Origin of the sequence: Mesorhizobium amorphae, assembly GCF_014843845.1 — a bacterium.
GTDB classification, from domain to species: domain Bacteria; phylum Pseudomonadota; class Alphaproteobacteria; order Rhizobiales; family Rhizobiaceae; genus Mesorhizobium; species Mesorhizobium amorphae_A.
The window spans coordinates 110,581-126,772 of sequence record NZ_JHQS01000011.1; the positions used below are offsets into that span (position 1 = coordinate 110,581).

Annotated in this window: 18 protein-coding genes; 7 read left to right on the top strand and 11 right to left on the bottom strand. The window is 63.4% G+C overall.

Going from position 1 to position 16,192, the window contains the following annotated elements; genetic code table 11:
* Positions 1–173: 173 nt before the first annotated feature.
* From DH08_RS05780 to DH08_RS05805, 6 genes are all read right to left on the bottom strand, one after another.
* Entirely contained in the window at positions 174–968 is a 795-nt protein-coding gene (locus tag DH08_RS05780; RefSeq protein WP_192178312.1) for an SDR family oxidoreductase, read from the bottom strand.
* Positions 969–1,050: 82 nt separating this feature from the next.
* Positions 1,051–2,043 (bottom strand): inositol 2-dehydrogenase, encoded by a 993-nt coding sequence (iolG, locus tag DH08_RS05785; protein WP_192178313.1) that lies wholly within the window; start codon positions 2,041–2,043, stop codon positions 1,051–1,053.
* Positions 2,044–2,150: 107 nt separating this feature from the next.
* Entirely contained in the window at positions 2,151–2,921 is a 771-nt protein-coding gene (locus tag DH08_RS05790; RefSeq protein ID WP_192178314.1) for an ATP-binding cassette domain-containing protein, read from the bottom strand.
* Between the two features lie 2 nt (positions 2,922–2,923).
* Complete coding sequence (locus DH08_RS05795; protein WP_192178315.1) at positions 2,924–3,994, bottom strand: ABC transporter permease subunit; 1,071 nt, start codon at positions 3,992–3,994, stop codon at positions 2,924–2,926.
* Positions 3,995–4,106: 112 nt separating this feature from the next.
* Complete coding sequence (locus DH08_RS05800; RefSeq protein WP_192178316.1) at positions 4,107–5,048, bottom strand: sugar ABC transporter substrate-binding protein; 942 nt, start codon at positions 5,046–5,048, stop codon at positions 4,107–4,109.
* 311 nt (positions 5,049–5,359) lie between these two features.
* Positions 5,360–6,391: a LacI family DNA-binding transcriptional regulator gene (locus DH08_RS05805; protein WP_192178317.1), complete on the bottom strand. Its 1,032-nt coding sequence runs from the start codon at positions 6,389–6,391 to the stop codon at positions 5,360–5,362.
* 173 nt (positions 6,392–6,564) lie between these two features.
* Between DH08_RS05805 and DH08_RS05810 the strand changes: the two genes are divergently transcribed.
* From DH08_RS05810 to DH08_RS05825, 4 genes are read left to right on the top strand one after another with little or no spacing between them, the layout of a single operon-like run.
* Positions 6,565–7,668, top strand: a complete 1,104-nt coding sequence (locus DH08_RS05810) for a fatty acid desaturase family protein (RefSeq protein ID WP_192178318.1) — start codon at positions 6,565–6,567, stop codon at positions 7,666–7,668.
* Between the two features lie 44 nt (positions 7,669–7,712).
* Complete coding sequence (locus DH08_RS05815) at positions 7,713–8,027, top strand: Rieske (2Fe-2S) protein (protein WP_006201301.1); 315 nt, start codon at positions 7,713–7,715, stop codon at positions 8,025–8,027.
* Positions 8,024–9,262: an NAD(P)/FAD-dependent oxidoreductase gene (locus tag DH08_RS05820; RefSeq protein ID WP_192178319.1), complete on the top strand. Its 1,239-nt coding sequence runs from the start codon at positions 8,024–8,026 to the stop codon at positions 9,260–9,262. The genes DH08_RS05815 and DH08_RS05820 overlap by 4 nt, the downstream gene beginning before the upstream one ends.
* Before the next feature lie 39 nt (positions 9,263–9,301).
* Positions 9,302–10,108, top strand: coding sequence for a 3-methyl-2-oxobutanoate hydroxymethyltransferase (locus DH08_RS05825; protein ID WP_192178320.1), 807 nt, complete (start codon positions 9,302–9,304; stop codon positions 10,106–10,108).
* Between the two features lie 18 nt (positions 10,109–10,126).
* On the opposite strand, the gene DH08_RS05830 is transcribed toward DH08_RS05825, so the two are convergent.
* The 5 genes from DH08_RS05830 to hslV form a co-directional block, all read right to left on the bottom strand.
* Positions 10,127–11,086, bottom strand: a complete 960-nt coding sequence (locus DH08_RS05830) for a DUF1402 family protein (protein WP_192178321.1) — start codon at positions 11,084–11,086, stop codon at positions 10,127–10,129.
* 147 nt (positions 11,087–11,233) lie between these two features.
* The gene (gene hslU / locus DH08_RS05835) at positions 11,234–12,547 is read right to left on the bottom strand and encodes an ATP-dependent protease ATPase subunit HslU (RefSeq protein ID WP_192178322.1); all 1,314 of its coding nucleotides are present in this window, start codon (positions 12,545–12,547) and stop codon (positions 11,234–11,236) included.
* A 5-nt stretch (positions 12,548–12,552) separates the two neighbouring features.
* A complete protein-coding gene (locus DH08_RS05840) occupies positions 12,553–13,152 on the bottom strand; it encodes a DUF2585 domain-containing protein (RefSeq protein WP_192178323.1) in 600 nt (199 codons plus the stop codon).
* Positions 13,153–13,156: 4 nt separating this feature from the next.
* On the bottom strand, positions 13,157–13,693 hold the full coding sequence (locus tag DH08_RS05845) for a GNAT family N-acetyltransferase (protein ID WP_192178324.1): 537 nt from the start codon (positions 13,691–13,693) through the stop codon (positions 13,157–13,159).
* Positions 13,683–14,234, bottom strand: coding sequence for an ATP-dependent protease subunit HslV (hslV, locus tag DH08_RS05850; RefSeq protein WP_006201294.1), 552 nt, complete (start codon positions 14,232–14,234; stop codon positions 13,683–13,685). Before hslV ends, DH08_RS05845 begins: the two co-directional genes overlap by 11 nt.
* Positions 14,235–14,461: 227 nt before the next feature.
* Between hslV and hisB the strand changes: the two genes are divergently transcribed.
* The 3 genes from hisB to hisH are packed head-to-tail and all read left to right on the top strand — an operon-like array spanning position 14,462 to position 16,190.
* Entirely contained in the window at positions 14,462–15,061 is a 600-nt protein-coding gene (gene hisB / locus DH08_RS05855) for an imidazoleglycerol-phosphate dehydratase HisB (RefSeq protein WP_192178325.1), read from the top strand.
* A gap of 3 nt (positions 15,062–15,064) precedes the next feature.
* Positions 15,065–15,538 (top strand): DUF2628 domain-containing protein, encoded by a 474-nt coding sequence (locus DH08_RS05860; protein WP_192178326.1) that lies wholly within the window; start codon positions 15,065–15,067, stop codon positions 15,536–15,538.
* A gap of 1 nt (position 15,539) precedes the next feature.
* On the top strand, positions 15,540–16,190 hold the full coding sequence (gene hisH / locus DH08_RS05865; protein ID WP_192178327.1) for an imidazole glycerol phosphate synthase subunit HisH: 651 nt from the start codon (positions 15,540–15,542) through the stop codon (positions 16,188–16,190).
* The last annotated feature ends 2 nt before the right edge of the window (positions 16,191–16,192 follow it).

Here is a 16,192-nt window from a genome sequence, read left to right on the forward strand (position 1 = left end):
GCCGGCTGAAACAAAAAAGCCGCCAGGTCTGGCGGCTGTTCGGATTTTGATGCTGCAATCTTCAGATCGAGCGCAATCCTCCCGCCGCCAGCGAGCTGCCGTAGCTAAAGTACCAGAACGTGGCGGTCAGGTGGATCATGCGGTTCATATAGTCGAAGCGGAGGCGCTTGTCACTACTCGCCGATCACCCCGGCTATGTTCTGGTCGTAGTCGACCAGCGAACCGGTCATGACGCCGGCCTGCGGGCTGAGCATATAGGTGATCAGCCGGGCAAGCTGCGCGGGCTTGACCAGCTGGCCCATAGGCTGGGAAGCCTCGGCCTTTTCCAACCAGTCGTCCGGCGCGTCGTGCCACTTCTTCTGCACGATCGCCTCGCCCTCGGTGTCCATCCATCCAGGCAGCACGGCGTTGCAGCGTATGCGGTTCTTCCGATAGGAGCTGGCGACATTCTTGGTCAGCGTCATCAGCGCGCCCTTGCTGGTCGAATAGGGCGTCAGGAACGACTGGCCGGCATGCGCCGACATCGACAGCACGTTGACGATGGAACCGGGTGCCTTGCGTTCGAGCAGATGCGCCACCAGGCCCTGCATCAGGAAGAAGGGCCCGCGCACATTGGTCGCGAAGATGGTGTCGAAAAGCTCTTCGCTCGTCTCGACCAGCGAGCCGCGCGCCGAGGTGGCGGCGGCGTTGACCAGCGCGTTGACAGTGCCGAAATGGGCGATCGCGGTGTCGACGGCGCGCTTGCAGTCGGCAACCTTGGCGACATCGGCGCTGATGAAGATGGCGTCGACGCCGGCCTTCTTGAGCGAGGCGACCGCCTTGTCGCCCTTCTCCTGCGAGCGGCCGATCAGCGCCAAAGCGCGGCAGCCTTCATCGGCCAGCGCCTCGGTGACGGCGAAGCCGATGCCTTGCGCGCCGCCGGTGACGATGGCGCGCGTTTCCGAATTGCGACCGGCTGAACCGTTCATCGCTCTGCTCCTGTGTTCGATACCAAATAGCCCAAGGTGGTCAGATGTAGGTCAGGTGGCCTCACCTGAATATCAACACACCTTAGTCGAGGCGGACGGTCTTGCCCGACTTCGCCGATTTCAGCGCCGCATCTGCCAGCTTCAGTGCCACAAGGCCATCCGCTCCGCTTGGTGCCGCCTTCTTGCCCTTCGTCGCCGCGGCGATGAAGGCCGCGATCTCATTGGCGTAGGCGTCGAGGTAGCGGGTCATGAAGAAATCGTGCAGCGGCGGGCGGGTGTAGCCCTTCTCATTGGCCAGTTCGATCGACACCGGGCGCTGGTTCTCGGCCGCGACCATGCCTTTCGAGCCATGCACCTCGATGCGCTGGTCGTAGCCATAGGTGGCGCGGCGCGAATTGGAGATGACGGCCTGCTTGCCGGAGGCGGTTTCGAGGATGACGCTGACGCTGTCGAAATCGCCGGCCTCGCCGATCTTCTTGTCGACCAGCACCGAGGCATGCGCGCTGACGGCCACCGGCTCCTCGCCGAGCAGGAAGCGGGCCATGTCGAAATCGTGGATGGTCATGTCCCGGAAGATACCGCCCGAGCGGGCGATATAGTCGAGCGGCGGCGCGCCGGGATCGCGAGACGTGATGGTCACCATCTCGACCGTGCCGATGGCGCCGTCGTCGATCGCCTTGCGCACGGCGGCGAAATGCGGGTCGAAGCGGCGGTTGAAGCCGACCATCAGCGTGGCCTTGGCCTTGTCGACCACGGCCAGGCACTTTTCGACACGTTTCACATTGAGGTCGATCGGCTTCTCGCAGAAGATCGCCTTGCCGGCCTTGGCAAAGCGCTCGATCAGGTCGGCATGGGTGTCGGTCGGCGTGCAGATGATGACGGCGTCGATGTCCTTGGCCTTTTCGATGGCCTCGATGCTGCGCACCTCGGCGCCGTAGGCCGACGCCAGTTCCGTCGCCGCCTTCTCGAAGGCGTCCGCCACGGCAACCAGTTTTGCCTCGGGGTTGGAGCCGACGGCACGGGCGTGGACTTTGCCGATACGACCGGCACCGAGAAGAGCGAAGCGGAGAGGCATGGATAATTCCTTTGGGGATGGGTTCGAACGAATTTCCGCGCCCATCGGGGCGCGGATGATTTTCGGAAGCAGCGGGCCGCAGTTGCTACCGCCCGCCGCAAACAATACTAGGCTGCCGCAAGCTCCGCCTCCCCGGTCTTGCTGCCGGTGATGTAGGCGACGATGTCGTTGCCGTCGGTGTCCTGCTTGCGCAGATTGGCGACGATCTTGCCGCGCCGGAAGACGACGATGCGGTCGACGAGATCGAACACCTGGCGCATGTTGTGGCTGATCAGGATCAGCGGCTCGCCGTTTGCCTTCAGCGTGCGGATGATGTTTTCGACCTGCGCCGTCTCCTGCACGCCAAGGGCGGCCGTCGGCTCGTCCATGATGATCAGTTTCGAGGCGAAGGTCGCTGTCCTGGCGATCGCCACGCATTGCCGCTGACCGCCCGACATGTGGCGGATGGTGCTGGACAAATTGGGGATCTTCACCGCCGTGCGGACCAGTGCCGCCTCTGTCGCCTTGCGCATATACTTGCGGTCGAGGATCGAGAACGGGCCGAGATTGAACAGCACCTTTTCGCGGCCGAGGAACAGGTTTGACGGCACGTCGAGATCGTCGGCCAGCGCCAGGTTCTGGAACACCGTTTCGATGCCCGCCTCGCGCGCTTCGATCGGGCCGGCGAAGTTCACTTCCTTGCCGTCGAACCAGACCTTGCCGTCGGTGCGCTGCTCGACGCCGGTGATCTGGCGCACGAAGGTCGATTTGCCGGCGCCGTTGTCGCCCATGATGGCGACATGTTCGCCCTTGCGCAGCTCGAAGTTGGCACCTTCGAGCGCATGCACGCCGCCATAGCGCTTGGTCAGGTTTTCGGTCTTCAGAATGATGTCCGACATGGTCAAGCTCCTATCGCGCGGCGACGTTGGCGCCATTGATCGAGAACCACCGCGCCGACGATGATCACACCCTTGACCATCTCCTGGTAGTAGGCGTCGAGGCGCAGAAAGGTGAAGCCGGAGATGATGACACCGAAGATCAGCGAGCCGATCACCGTGCCGATGATTGAGCCGCGGCCGCCCGACAGCGAGACGCCGCCGATGACCGCCATGGCGATGGCGTCGAGTTCATACATGACGCCCATGCCGGACTGGGCGGTGAGGTTCTTGGAGCACAGCACCACGGCGGCGAGCGAGGCGAGGATGCTGGCGATGACGTAGACGAGAATCTTGTGGTTGGCGATCTTGATGCCCGACATGCGCGCGGCGTCCTCATTGGAGCCGATCGCATAACAGTGCTTGCCGTATTTGGTATAGGTCAGGATCAGCTGGAACAGTATCGCCAGCGAGATGAAGATCACGACCGGCATCAGGCCCTTGCCTATGCCAGCGAAACTCTCGGTCGGAAACGAGATCGGCTGTCCCTTCGACCACCATTTGGCGATGCCGCGCGCCGTGACCATCATGCCGAGCGTGGCGATGAAGGGCGGGATGCGCGTGTAGGCGATCAAGGCACCATTGACCAGGCCGGCCAGCAGGCCGCAGCCAATGGCGACCAGCACCGGAACGATCACCGGCAGGTCGGTCCAGCCGACGAACATCGCCTTGGGGTTCGGGTTGCCATTGACCGTCGCCACCTGGGCGAAGCTCATGGCAATCATCGCCGTGGCGCCGACGACCGAGCCCGAGGACAGGTCGATGCCGCCGGTGATGATCACCTGCGTCACACCGATGGCGATGATACCGACGATAGACACCTGCAGGATGATGATTTCGAGGCGCTGCTGGTTGAAGATCGCATCGACATTGTCGCGGGTGTTGAACAGGAAACTGTCGCCGAGAAAGACCCGACCGATCAGTTCGAAAGCGCCGACGAGGATGACGAGCGCCAGGAAAACGTTGAATTCGGCAGGCCATGTCCGTTTTTTTGCATCATAGGTGAGCCCACCGATGCCATGAGATGTCTGTGCCACGTCTTTTCCTCCGTCGGCCGCATTCATCCTCCCGCCCGCTGGGGCGGGAGGAAAGTGAGGAGCGGCGCTGTTCTTCTGATTTTGATGCGCCGCCCCTATCGAAGCGCCTGGCTCAGTTCTTCTTCAGGAACTTGTCGATGTTGGCCGGCGTGACGAGCTGGAAGGGGATATAGACCTTCCGTTCGACTTTCTCGCCCTTGGCCAGCTTCAGCGCCGCGTCGAGGGCACCGGCACCCTGGCCGGCCGCGTCCTGGAACACGGTCGCGTCAAGGTCGCCCGCCTGCATCGCAGCCAGCGCGTCCTGGGTGGCGTCGACGCCGCCGACGACGACCGTCTTCATGTCGATGTTGGCGGCCTTCATCGCCTGGATGGCACCGATGGCGCTTTCGTCGTTGTTGGCGATGACACCGTCGAACGGCTTGCCGGTCGACAGCCAGTTGGTCATCAGGTTCTGGGCCTCATCGCGGTTCCAGTTCGACGTCTGCTTGTCGATGATCTTGATGAAGCTGCATTCCGGCGTGGCGATCACGTCGTCAATGTCCTTGGTGCGCATCACCGCGGCCTGATTGGAAAGCTCGCCCATGATGACATAGACATTGGCTTCCTTCTTGCCGGCTTCGGTGAACAGGCGGCAGACTTCCTTGGTCTCGAGCGTGCCGGAATCGGCCTCGTTCGAGGCGACGAAGGCCTGGTTCTCCGGCAGCGTGTCGACGTTGACCGGCTCGCGGTTGACATAGACCAGCGGGACCTTGGCCGCGGCCGCCGCATCCGACATCGCCTGGGTGGCCGAGGTGTCGACCGGGTTGACGATGATGGCGTCGACGCCAGAGGCGACGAAGTTCTTGATCTGGTCAAGCTGCTTGGCGACGTCGTTCTGCGCGTCCTCGACCTGCAGCTCGACACCGTCCATACCCTTGGCCTGCTCGATCATGCCGTTACGCAGCACGGTCAGGAAGTTGTCGTCGAACTTGGCCATCGACACGCCGACCTTGGCCGCGAATGCCGACGAACTCATCAGCGCCGCAAAGGCGACGCCCAAAATCAGTTTCTTCATTGTATTTCTCCTCCACACATTGGTGTCCGGCTGCACCGATCTCGCCCGGAATCCCCGATCTCCCGAGGAATCTCTCCCGCCTGCTCCCCTGCTCCGGATGGCGTTTTGCCAGCGATTGGAACGCCAAGCCCTCTGTTTGAAACAGATGTTCCGGAACGAAAGGACCAAAATGCCTAGTCAGTGAAATATTTATTCCATTTTGGGGGAGGCCGTCAAGAGCGATTCCAAAAACCGATGCCGGATTTTCGCGGCAAGGCCTTGCAATATTCTATCAGGGTGATGGATCCCATCATTCCGAATGGCTCGATGGCCTAGATGTTTTCCGGCAGGTAAATGTCGAAGGGCAGGAAGGTCTGGCCCGGCGCATTGGCGGCGCCGGTTTCGATGGCGTGCGCCATCAGGCCGACAAGCTCGCGGCAGAGCGCCGGCAGCGGCGTGGAAATCACCATGGTGAGGATGTTGTCGGCTAGCGCCGCGCGCGATTCGGCATTGATCTCGTTGCAGACGACCACCGGCATGTTTTCGGGCCTCGCTGCCCTGAGCGCCGAGACCGCGCCTTCCATGCCGCCGCCGGCGACGTAGCAGCCGGCAAGATCGGGATATCGCGCCAGAAGATCGATCATCGCATCATGGGTCACCTGGTTGGCTTCCAGGTTGACCAGCGTCTCCATCACCGTGAATTCCGGCGCATGCTCGCGGAAGAATGACCTGAAGCCGATCTCGCGCAGCTCATGGCCATGGAAGCGATGGCTGCCGACGAAAAGGGCGACCTTGCCAGGCTTCCTCGCCGCCTTGGCGATCATCCAGGCCGCGCTGCGACCGACCTTGCGGTTGTCGAGGCCGACATAGCCCTCGCGGATGCCGGCGGCAAAGTCGGACAGCAGCGAGAACACCGGTTGCCCCCTCGCCTTCAGCGCCTCGACGGCCGCCGTCAACGTCGGATGGTCCGGGCCGACGACGGCGACGGCTCTGGATTTCGCCGCCAGCTTGCGCATCTGGGCGGCGATCTCGTCGGGGGCCAGCGAACCGGCAAAGTCGATGGTTGCGACGCCACGGAAGCGCAGCGATTGCGACACCGCCAGTTCGAGCTCCCGCGCGAAATCGCTGTAGAAAACATCATTGCCCCTCAGCAGCAGAAAGCCGAGGCGGTATTCCGGCAGTTCCTGGCGCATGCGCTGCTTGATCAGCCCGGCGGCGTGATAGCCGATGCCGGTCGCGGCCTCATAGACACGGCGCGCGGTTTCCTCGCGCACCGGCAGGCGGTTGTTCAGCACCCGGTCGACGGTGGCAACGCTGACGCCGGAGATGCGCGCCAGGTCGGTGATGGTCGGCCGTTTTGCCATGACTGCCCTCAGATGTGTCGAATCCTTTTACAACATCTTGATGGGAAATGATAGAAACTATCTTTGTGAGATTGATCCTATCATCCAGTGGCGCTATTTTGAATTCCGACGCCTGCGATCATACCCTTGGCATTCGCCGGGAAGGGACCGCGAGGCGCTGGTGGAGGTTTCCAATGGCGGCAACACTGTCTGCAACGCCATCCCGGCGCGACTACAGTCTGGTGGGCCGGGACACGCAGCTGGCCGTCGAGAACGGGCTGGCGGCGGCTGATTGGTACCACACCGATGTTCCACGCAAGCAGATGAAGGAGCTGATGCAGCGCTCCGACGGGCCGGCGATGCGCGACACCATCATCTGGCTCGGCGTGCTCATCCTGAGCGGAGCCGGCGGCGCCTGGTTCTGGGGGACCTGGTGGTGCGTGCCGTTCTTCTTCGTCTACGGCACGCTCTACGGTTCATCGACCGATTCACGCTGGCACGAATGCGGCCATGGCACCGCCTTCCGCACGCAGTGGATGAACGACGCGATCTATCAGATCGCCTGCTTCATGATCATGCGCAACCCGGTGACCTGGCGCTGGAGCCATACGCGCCACCATACCGACACCATCATCGTCGGCCGCGACCCCGAGATCGCCATCATGCGGCCGCCCGACCTCATCCGCGTCATTCTCGCCTTCGTCGGCGTCCTCGATGCCTGGCATGCCATGAAAGACATGGTCCGCCACGCGGCCGGCATCATCAGCGCCGAGGAAAAGACCTATGTGCCCGAGCAGGAACAGCCGAGGGCGATCTTCTTCGCCCGCATCTGGCTGGCGATCTATGCCGCGACGATCGCTCTGGCGCTCTATATGGGCTCGTTCCTGCCGTTCATGCTGGTCGGGCTGCCCCGCCTTTACGGCGCCTGGCACCATGTGCTGACCGGCATCCTGCAGCATGGCGGGCTGGCCGACAATGTCATCGATCACCGGCTGAACAGCCGTACCGTCTACATGAATCCCATCAGCCGCTTCATCTACTGGAACATGAACTACCACGTGGAGCACCACATGTTCCCCATGGTGCCCTATCACGCGTTGCCCCGGCTGCACGAGCTGATCAAGCACGATCTGCCGGCGCCGACGCCGTCGATCCTGGCCGGCTATCGCGAAGTGATCCCGGCCTTCCTGCGCCAGTTGCGCAACGAAGACTATTTCCTCAGGCGCGAACTGCCGCCGACCGCCAGGCCGTATCGCGAGGAATTGCACAACGACAACGCCGTCGCGGCGGCTGAATGACTGGCCTGACGGGCGCAGAGCAATCGAATTTTCCGGAGGAACAAATGAGCGACTGGGTCGAGGCCTGTGAGGCCGCGGACATAGACGAAGAAGACGTGATGCGGTTCGACCATGGCGGCCGCACCTTCGCCATCTACCGCAGTCCCGACGACGAGTATTTCGCGACGGACGGGCTTTGCTCGCATGAAAAGGTGCATCTGGCCGACGGGCTGGTGATGGACGACATCATCGAATGCCCGAAGCACAATGGCCGCTTCAACTACAAGACCGGGGCGGCGAGAGGGGCGCCGGTCTGCGTCAACCTCAGGACCTATCCGGTCAAGGTCGACGCCGGCAAAGTCCTCATTCAGATCGGATGACGGTGATGACAAAGGCAATGGTCATCATCGGCGCCGGCGAATGCGGCGGACGCGCAGCCCTCGTGCTGCGCGATCTCGGCTTCGAAGGTCCGGTGACGCTGGTCGGCGACGAGCCGCATCTGCCCTATGAGCGGCCGCCGCTGTCGAAGGAAGCCATGACCGGCGAGGCGCCCGCGATCAAGGCGATCGCCAGCGATGAAATCCTGGCCGAACGGTCGATCCGGCATATCCATTCGGTTCAGGCCGTGGCGATCGACCGCGCCGCCCATGTCGTGCGCCTGTCGGATGGCTCGGCGCTGCCGTACGACAAGCTCCTGCTGGCGACCGGCTCGCTGCCGCGCAAGCTGCCGATGCCGGGCCTCGGTGCGCGCTGCGTGTATCTCAGGACCTTCAATGACGCAAAGGCCATCCACGCCCATCTCAGGGCCGGAAACCGCGTGGCAATCGTCGGCGGCGGCTTCATCGGTCTCGAACTCGCCGCCTCGGCGCGCAAACTCGGCGCTGATGTCACCGTCGTCGAGGCGCAGCCGCGCATCCTGATGCGCGGCGTGCCCGCCGAAATCGCCGAGATCATCCACAAGCAGCACGAGGCCGAAGGCGTGACGATCCTCGCCGGCCAGGGCATCTCGGCGATCGCCGATGAAGGCGCCGAGGTGCGCATCACGCTTGCCGGCGGGCTGGAGGTCGTTGCCGACCTCGCTATCATCGGCATCGGCGCAGTGCCGGTGACCGCACTGGCTGCGGAAGCGGGACTGGCGATCGACAATGGCATTGCCGTCGACGCCGAACTTCGCACCTGCGATCCGGACATCTTTGCCGCCGGCGATTGCTGCTCGTTTCCGCTTGCCGTCTACGGCGGAAGGCGGGTGCGGCTTGAAGCCTGGCGCAACGCGCAGGAGCAGGGCGCGCTGGCGGCCAGGAACATGCTGGGCGCCGGCGAGGCCCATGCCGCCGTGCCATGGTTCTGGTCGGATCAATATGGCCTGACCTTGCAGATCGCCGGTCTGTCGGACGAGGGGCACAGCGTCGTGCGCCGCGACCTCGAAGACGGCGCCTTCATCCTGTTCCATCTGGCTGGGGACGGCCGTCTGGTCGCCGCAAGCGGCATCGGGCCGGGCAATGCGGTCGCCCGCGACATCAGGCTGGCCGAAATGCTGATCGCCAAGCGGGCGAAGCCGGCGCCGGAGGCGCTCGGCTCACAGACGGTCAAGCTGAAGTCGCTGCTGGCGGCGTGAGGCGCGCCGTCCGGAAATCAAGGACCTAGGGGGAAGAAAATGCCGCGCACCAGACCGACGGTCGCCGACCTGCAATCGCTGAAGGGCAAGCGGCAGCTTTCCAAGCTCAGGGTCTTCTCGCTGGAAGAGGCCGAGGCCGCGGAGCGCGCCGGCATCGATATCATCTCCGTCCCCTACGGCCTGATCTTTGACCCGCGGTTTCGCGATGCGGCACCGACCCGCTTTGCCATTCCCGGCGACGAGCAGTCCAAAATGGGCGCGACCACCGACGAGATCCTGCGCACGGCGGTGAAGCTGCGCGCGGCAAGCGCTGACGCCATGTATTGTTCGGCCAGCCTGCAGACGATCCGGAGGCTGCGCGACGAGCATATTCCGGTCTGCGGCCATGTCGGGCTGATCCCGGCGCATGCGACCTGGACGGGTGGCTTCAAGGCGGTCGGCAAGACCGCCGAAAGTGCTGCCTTCGTCTGGAAGCAGGTCAGGGACCTGGAAGCGGCAGGTGCCTTCGCCGCCGAGATCGAGGTGGTGCCGGCCGAAATGGCGAGCGCGATCTCCAGGCGCACGCCGCTGATCATGATCTCGATGGGGGCCGGCGCCGGCTGCGATGCCCAGTATCTGTTCTCGGAAGATGTGCTCGGCACCCATCGCGGACACTATCCGCGCCATGCCAAACGCTATCGCGACCTGGCGGCGGAGTTCGACCGTATCCAGAGCGAGCGCATTGCAGCATTCAGTGAATATGCCGACGACATCCAGTCCGGCGCCTATCCAGCACCGCAGCACATGGTCGGGGTGGACGCCGAGGAATTGCGCAAATTCGAGGCGTTCCTCGAATCCCAGGCCTGAGCGGCTTACCCCTCAGCTCTAAAAGAGCGCCTTCAGCTCCGACAATTTGTCGTTGACCAGCCAGCCATAATAATTTTCCTCGGGCAGCTTTTCGGGCTCGCCGGCGGCTCGGCGCCTGTCGTTCTCGGCCTTCAGCGCTTCGGCGCGCTGCTCGGGATTGCCGACATTGTAGAGCGTCGCCGTGAGGCCGGGATTGCCCGAAATGTCGAAGCCGGCGATGCTCTTGTAGGCATCGATCGATTTGCTGATCGTCGCCGCGACGTAAGGAAGCGTCAGGTCCGGATCCATGATGGTCTTGTAGACCCCGTTCGGATCGGCGACGTCGAGCTTGGGCAGGCCGGACACCTTGTGGACGAAATCGCTCATCTGCAGCGCGGTCAGCGGATTGAGCTGGCCAAGGCCGAAGGTCTGGCCGGCATAATAGGGCTGGAAGAAGGTGGCGCCGAAACGGTCGTTGGGAAAGCTCTCGCCGCCCACACTCTTGCCGCGGAAGGCATGGTTCCACACCTGCTCGCGGCACTCCCACAGATCGTAGCTGTCGGTCAGGCCAGCGCATTTCTTGAATTCCGGCCGCTGCACGAAATCCGTGATGTCCTCGCCCTCATAGGCGAAGGACAGCCTGCTCGACAGATAGGAGATCGCCTTGACGTAGTAGGTCTGCAGCCGGTCGTAGGCATCGACATTGTAGGTATGCTCGCCGACGATGGCGCCGACGATGTGAATGGGATCGATGCCATAGGCCGCCGCCTGCTGCTTGATCTTGCCGCGAAGGTCGGCGTCGTTCTGCAGCAGCGCGTAGACCTTGCGGTACTTGGCCTGGAAGGTGGTATTGGTGGCCTGGGTGCGGCGGCTCGAGGCGCCCGGTATGTCGGGCTGCTCGGCATTGCGGTTTCCCGGCGGCACCAGCGTCGCCGCGTCGGCGGCGACCACCGCTGCCGCCAGCGCCAAGCCGAGAAGGAGAAGTATGCGTTTTTTCATGCGCCGCCGCCTGTGAGTGGCCGGGCAAACTAGGTAAAGCTCAATGGAGAGTCGAGAGAACCGCCTCGTCTCGCCGGACGAAAGCGGCCAGATGCTTCCATTTGGCCACACCCTGGTTCTTGCGCCGGGAACTGCCCGGCGCCGCTTCTACAGGATGAATCTGGACAAATCCGTGTTCCTGGAAAGGTCGCCGACATGCTTTTGCACATAGGTGGCATCGATGGTGACCGACGTGCCGTTGCGGTCCGGCGCGTCGTAGGAAATCTCGTCCAGCACCCGCTCCATCACCGTCTGCAGGCGCCTGGCGCCGATGTTCTCGACGCTGGCGTTGAGATCGACGGCGATGCCGGCAAGCGAATCGATGGCGTCATCGGTGAAGCTGAGCTCGACGCCTTCCGTCTTCATCAGCGCGATGTACTGCTTGATCAGGCTGGCCTCGGTCTCGGTCAGGATGCGGACGAAATCGTCCTTCTCCAGCGCCCGCAGTTCGACCCGGATCGGCAGGCGGCCCTGCAGTTCCGGCAGCAGGTCCGACGGCTTGGCGACGTGGAACGCACCCGAGGCGATAAACAGGATGTGGTCGGTCTTCACCGGTCCGTATTTGGTCGCCACCGTGGTGCCCTCGACCAGCGGCAGCAGGTCGCGCTGCACGCCTTCGCGGGAGACGCCGGCGCCGATGCCGCCTTCGCGCGACGCGATCTTGTCGATCTCGTCGAGGAAGACGATGCCGTCGTTTTCGGTCGATTCCAGCGCCCTGCGCACCACCTCGTCCTGGTCGAGCAGCTTGTCTGACTCGTCGCCGATCAGCAGCGCGTACGATTCCTTCACCGTCGTCTTGCGTGTCTTGGTCCTCTGGCCGCCCATCGCCTTCGACAGCATGTCGTTTATGTTGAGCACGCCGATATTGCCGCCCGGCATGCCGGGAATCTCGAAGCCGGGCATGCCGCCGCTGCCGGTGTCGGCCACTTCGACCTCGATCTCCTTGTCGTCGAGCTCGCCGTCGCGCAGCTTCTTGCGGAAGGAGTCGCGCGTGGCCGGGCTTGCCGTCTTGCCGACGAGCGCCTCAAGCACCCGTTCCTCGGCATTGATGTGGGCGCGCGCCTTGACGTCCTCGCGCATCTTTTCGCGCACCAGGCCGATGGCGATCTCGACCAGGTCGCGGATGATCTGCTCGACGTCACGGCCGACATAGCCGACCTCGGTGAACTTGGTGGCCTCGACCTTGACGAAGGGCGCACCGGCGAGACGCGCCAGGCGGCGCGAGATCTCGGTCTTGCCGACGCCGGTCGGGCCGATCATCAGGATGTTCTTCGGCATCACCTCTTCGCGCATCTGGCCTTCGAGCTGCTGGCGGCGCCAGCGGTTGCGCAAGGCAATGGCCACGGCGCGCTTGGCGTCCTTCTGGCCGATGATGAAGCGGTCGAGTTCCGAAACGATTTCGCGCGGGGAGAATGTGCTCATATCACTCAAATTCCACTTTGCCACTGCCGGATGGACTCAAACGGATGCAGCAGCATGATCACGTTGAGCGTCAGATTGTCCCGGATGATGTAGCCGGTGCCCAGTTCGAAGATCACGGCAAGGCTGACGATCACCCATATAGGAAGCTTTCGCGCCATCACAAATCCCAGCACCATGGCGAACGTATCCGCCACGGAATTGATGATGCTGTCGCCGTAATAGTTGAGCGAGATGGTGCCGGCCCGATAGCGGTCGATGATGAAGGGGCTGTTTTCCAAGAGCTCCCAGCCGCCCTCGATGAGGACGGCGAACGCCAGCCGCAGCCCGACCGGCGAACGCGGAAACAGGACCCTTGCGAGCGCATAGAACAGGAAGCCGTGGATGATGTGCGAAGGCGTGTACCAGTCGGAAATGTGCTGGGAATTCTCGGAGCTGTTCACCACACCGTGCCAGAGCTTCACGTAGCCGCAGGTGCAGATCGGCGGATGGCCCATGCCGTAGAGGACCCCTGCCTGGAAGATGATCAGGGCGAGAACGAGCAGAAGCCCCATCCGCCAGCTGTCTTCATAGGCCGATAGCGTCTTGTCTTCGCCGATAGTGTTCATTTGGTCAGTGCCCCTCTTGCGCGTCGCCATCGGCCGCATCAACAGCCATCAGCACGGCGTCCCCATATTCCGATTGCCTGCGTCCGATCGCCCTGAAGCCGGCCTTCTCATAGGCGCGGATGGCGCGCGCGTTCTGCGGATGCGGATCGATGATGACGCGCGGCACCCCTTCCTCGAAAAGCTGTTCGACGAACTGACGCACGATGGCCGAGCCATGGCCGACGCCGACCAGCTCCGGCCTGCCGATGGACAGGTCGATGCCCAGCGTGCCGAACGGCTGGTCGGCATAGGGATGGTCGTCCTCCAGATGCGGGTCGTAGCTCTGCAGATAGGCGATCGGCTTGCCGTCCAGCTCGACGATCAGCGGTTCGACCGAAATCGAGTCGATATGCTCGCGGATCTCGGCGATTTCCTTGTCGGGATCGTCCCACCATTCGGCGACATGCGGTTCGGCCAGCCAACCGGCGATCATCGGCAGGTCCTTTTCGGTCACCGGCCGAAATTCGTACACATCGCTCTGTTTGGCCGGCTCAGGCGGCATCGAGCGTTTCGATGACGAAGTTGTTGTTGGTGTAAACGCAGATGTCGGACGCGATCTGCATCGCCTTGCGGGCGATCTCTTCGGCGTCCTTGTCGGAATCCATCAGGGCGCGGGCGGCGGCCAGCGCGTAATTGCCGCCGGAGCCGATGGCCATGACGCCATGTTCGGGTTCGAGCACGTCGCCGGTGCCGGTCAGCGCCAGCGAGACCGACTTGTCGGCCACCAGCATCATGGCTTCCAGCCGGCGCAGGTAGCGGTCGGTGCGCCAGTCCTTGGCGAGCTCGACGCAGGCGCGCGTCAGCTGCTCCGGATATTGTTCGAGCTTGGCTTCAAGCCGCTCCAAAAGAGTGAAGGCATCGGCGGTGGCGCCGGCGAAACCGGCAATGACATTGCCGCCCTTGCCGATGCGGCGCACCTTCTTGGCGTTGCCCTTCATGATGGTCTGGCCAAGGCTGACCTGGCCGTCGCCGGCGATCACCACCTTGCTGCCCTTGCGCACCGTCACGATGGTCGTGGCGTGCATGGTCAGTTCATTCGACATTTCCTGCTCCGATCAGCACCGATCCCGATAAGGCGATCCGGCGCGTTACGAGTGACTTGATCGGCCATATGTATGCATGGGTCAAGCGATTGCAAACCGGCCTCCGGCAAGCCTCGATAGCGCCGCGCATGGCAACTGGCAATCGCCGGACCATGCTGCTAGAAGGCTCTCGCTTTCAAGCGTGTGAGGGCTTGGAAGGCCGTGAAACCATGGACAAGGATGAGGTCATGTCGCCCCGTTCCGCCGAAGCAAGCCGCAAGACCAAGGAAACCGATATCTCCGTATCGGTCCATGTCGACGGCTCGGGCAAGTCGGACATCGCGACCGGCGTCGGCTTCTTCGACCATATGCTGGACCAGCTGTCGCGCCATTCGCTGATCGACATGACGGTGAAGGCCAAGGGCGATTTGCACATAGACGATCACCACACTGTCGAGGACACCGGCATCGCGCTCGGCCAGGCGCTGGCCAAGGCGCTCGGCGAGCGGCGCGGCATCATGCGCTATGCCTCGATCGATCTTGCCATGGACGAGACGCTGACCAGGGCGGCGATCGACGTCTCCGGCCGTCCGTTCCTGATCTGGAACGTCTCCTTCTCGTCGCCCAAGATCGGCACCTTCGACACCGAGCTGGTGCGCGAATTCTTCCAAGCGCTGGCGCAGAACGCCGGGATCACGCTGCACGTGACCAATCATTACGGCGCCAACAACCACCACATCGCCGAGACCTGCTTCAAGGCGGTGGCGCGGGCGCTGCGCGCAGCACTCGAACGCGACCCGCGCCAGCCGGATGCGGTGCCCTCCACCAAGGGATCTCTGAAAGGATAGGCGATGGCCGTCTATGTCGTGATGGAACCGCCAGGCCGCAGCGAAAAGGCCGACGTGACCTTTGTCCGCGACGGATTTGCCTGGCTCGGCTTCCTGGCGGCGCCGTTGTGGCTCGCCTGGCACCGGCTGTGGGTCGAGGCTGCACTCGCCTTTGTCGTCATGGCCATCCTGTCGATGCTTGGCGAAAAACTGGGGCTTGCCTGGGCCGGCTCGCTGCTGTCGCTGCTGGTCTCGCTTTACATCGGTCTGGAGGGGCAGGCGTTGCGGATCGCCGCACTGCGCCGCCGCGGCTGGCATGAAAGGGGCGTCGTCGCGGCCGACAGGCTTTATGACGCTGAGACGCGCGATGCCCTGGAGGCCGAAGCGAAGGCGGAGGAGCAGGCGACGATGCAGCGCATCGTTCCGGACGCCGCCCTGGCGCGGCCGCCTCAGACCGGCATTGCATTGGGGTTGACCCACACGCCCGGAAAGCCCTGACATGCGGATAGCGATCATCGATTACGGGTCGGGCAATCTGCGCTCGGCCACCAAGGCCTTCGAGCGCGCCGCGCATGAGGCCGGCATCGCGGCGGCGATCGAGCTGACCGCCGATGCGGAACGCGTCCGCACCGCCGACCGCATCGTGCTGCCCGGCGTCGGCGCCTATGCCGACTGCGCGGCCGGCCTCAAGGCCGTCGCCGGCATGTGGGACGCGGTGGAAGAGGTGGCGATCGTCAAGGGCCGGCCCTTCCTCGGCATCTGCGTCGGCATGCAGCTGATGTCGGAACGTGGTCTGGAAAAGACCGTGACCAAGGGTTTTGGCTGGATCGCCGGCGACGTCAAGGAGATCACGCCCACCGATCCGGCGCTGAAGATCCCGCAGATCGGCTGGAACACCATCGAGATGACGCGCAAGCATCCGCTGTTTTCGGGCATCACGACCGGGACCAAGGGATTGCACGCCTATTTCGTCCATTCCTACCATCTGGATGCGAATAAGGCCGACGAGGTGCTGGCAATTGCCGACTATGGCGGCCCGGTGACGGCGGCAGTCGCGCGCGACAATCTCGTCGGCACACAGTTCCATCCCGAGAAGAGCCAGGCGCTCGGCCTGGCGCTGATCACCAATTTCCTGCGCTGGAGGCCTTAACC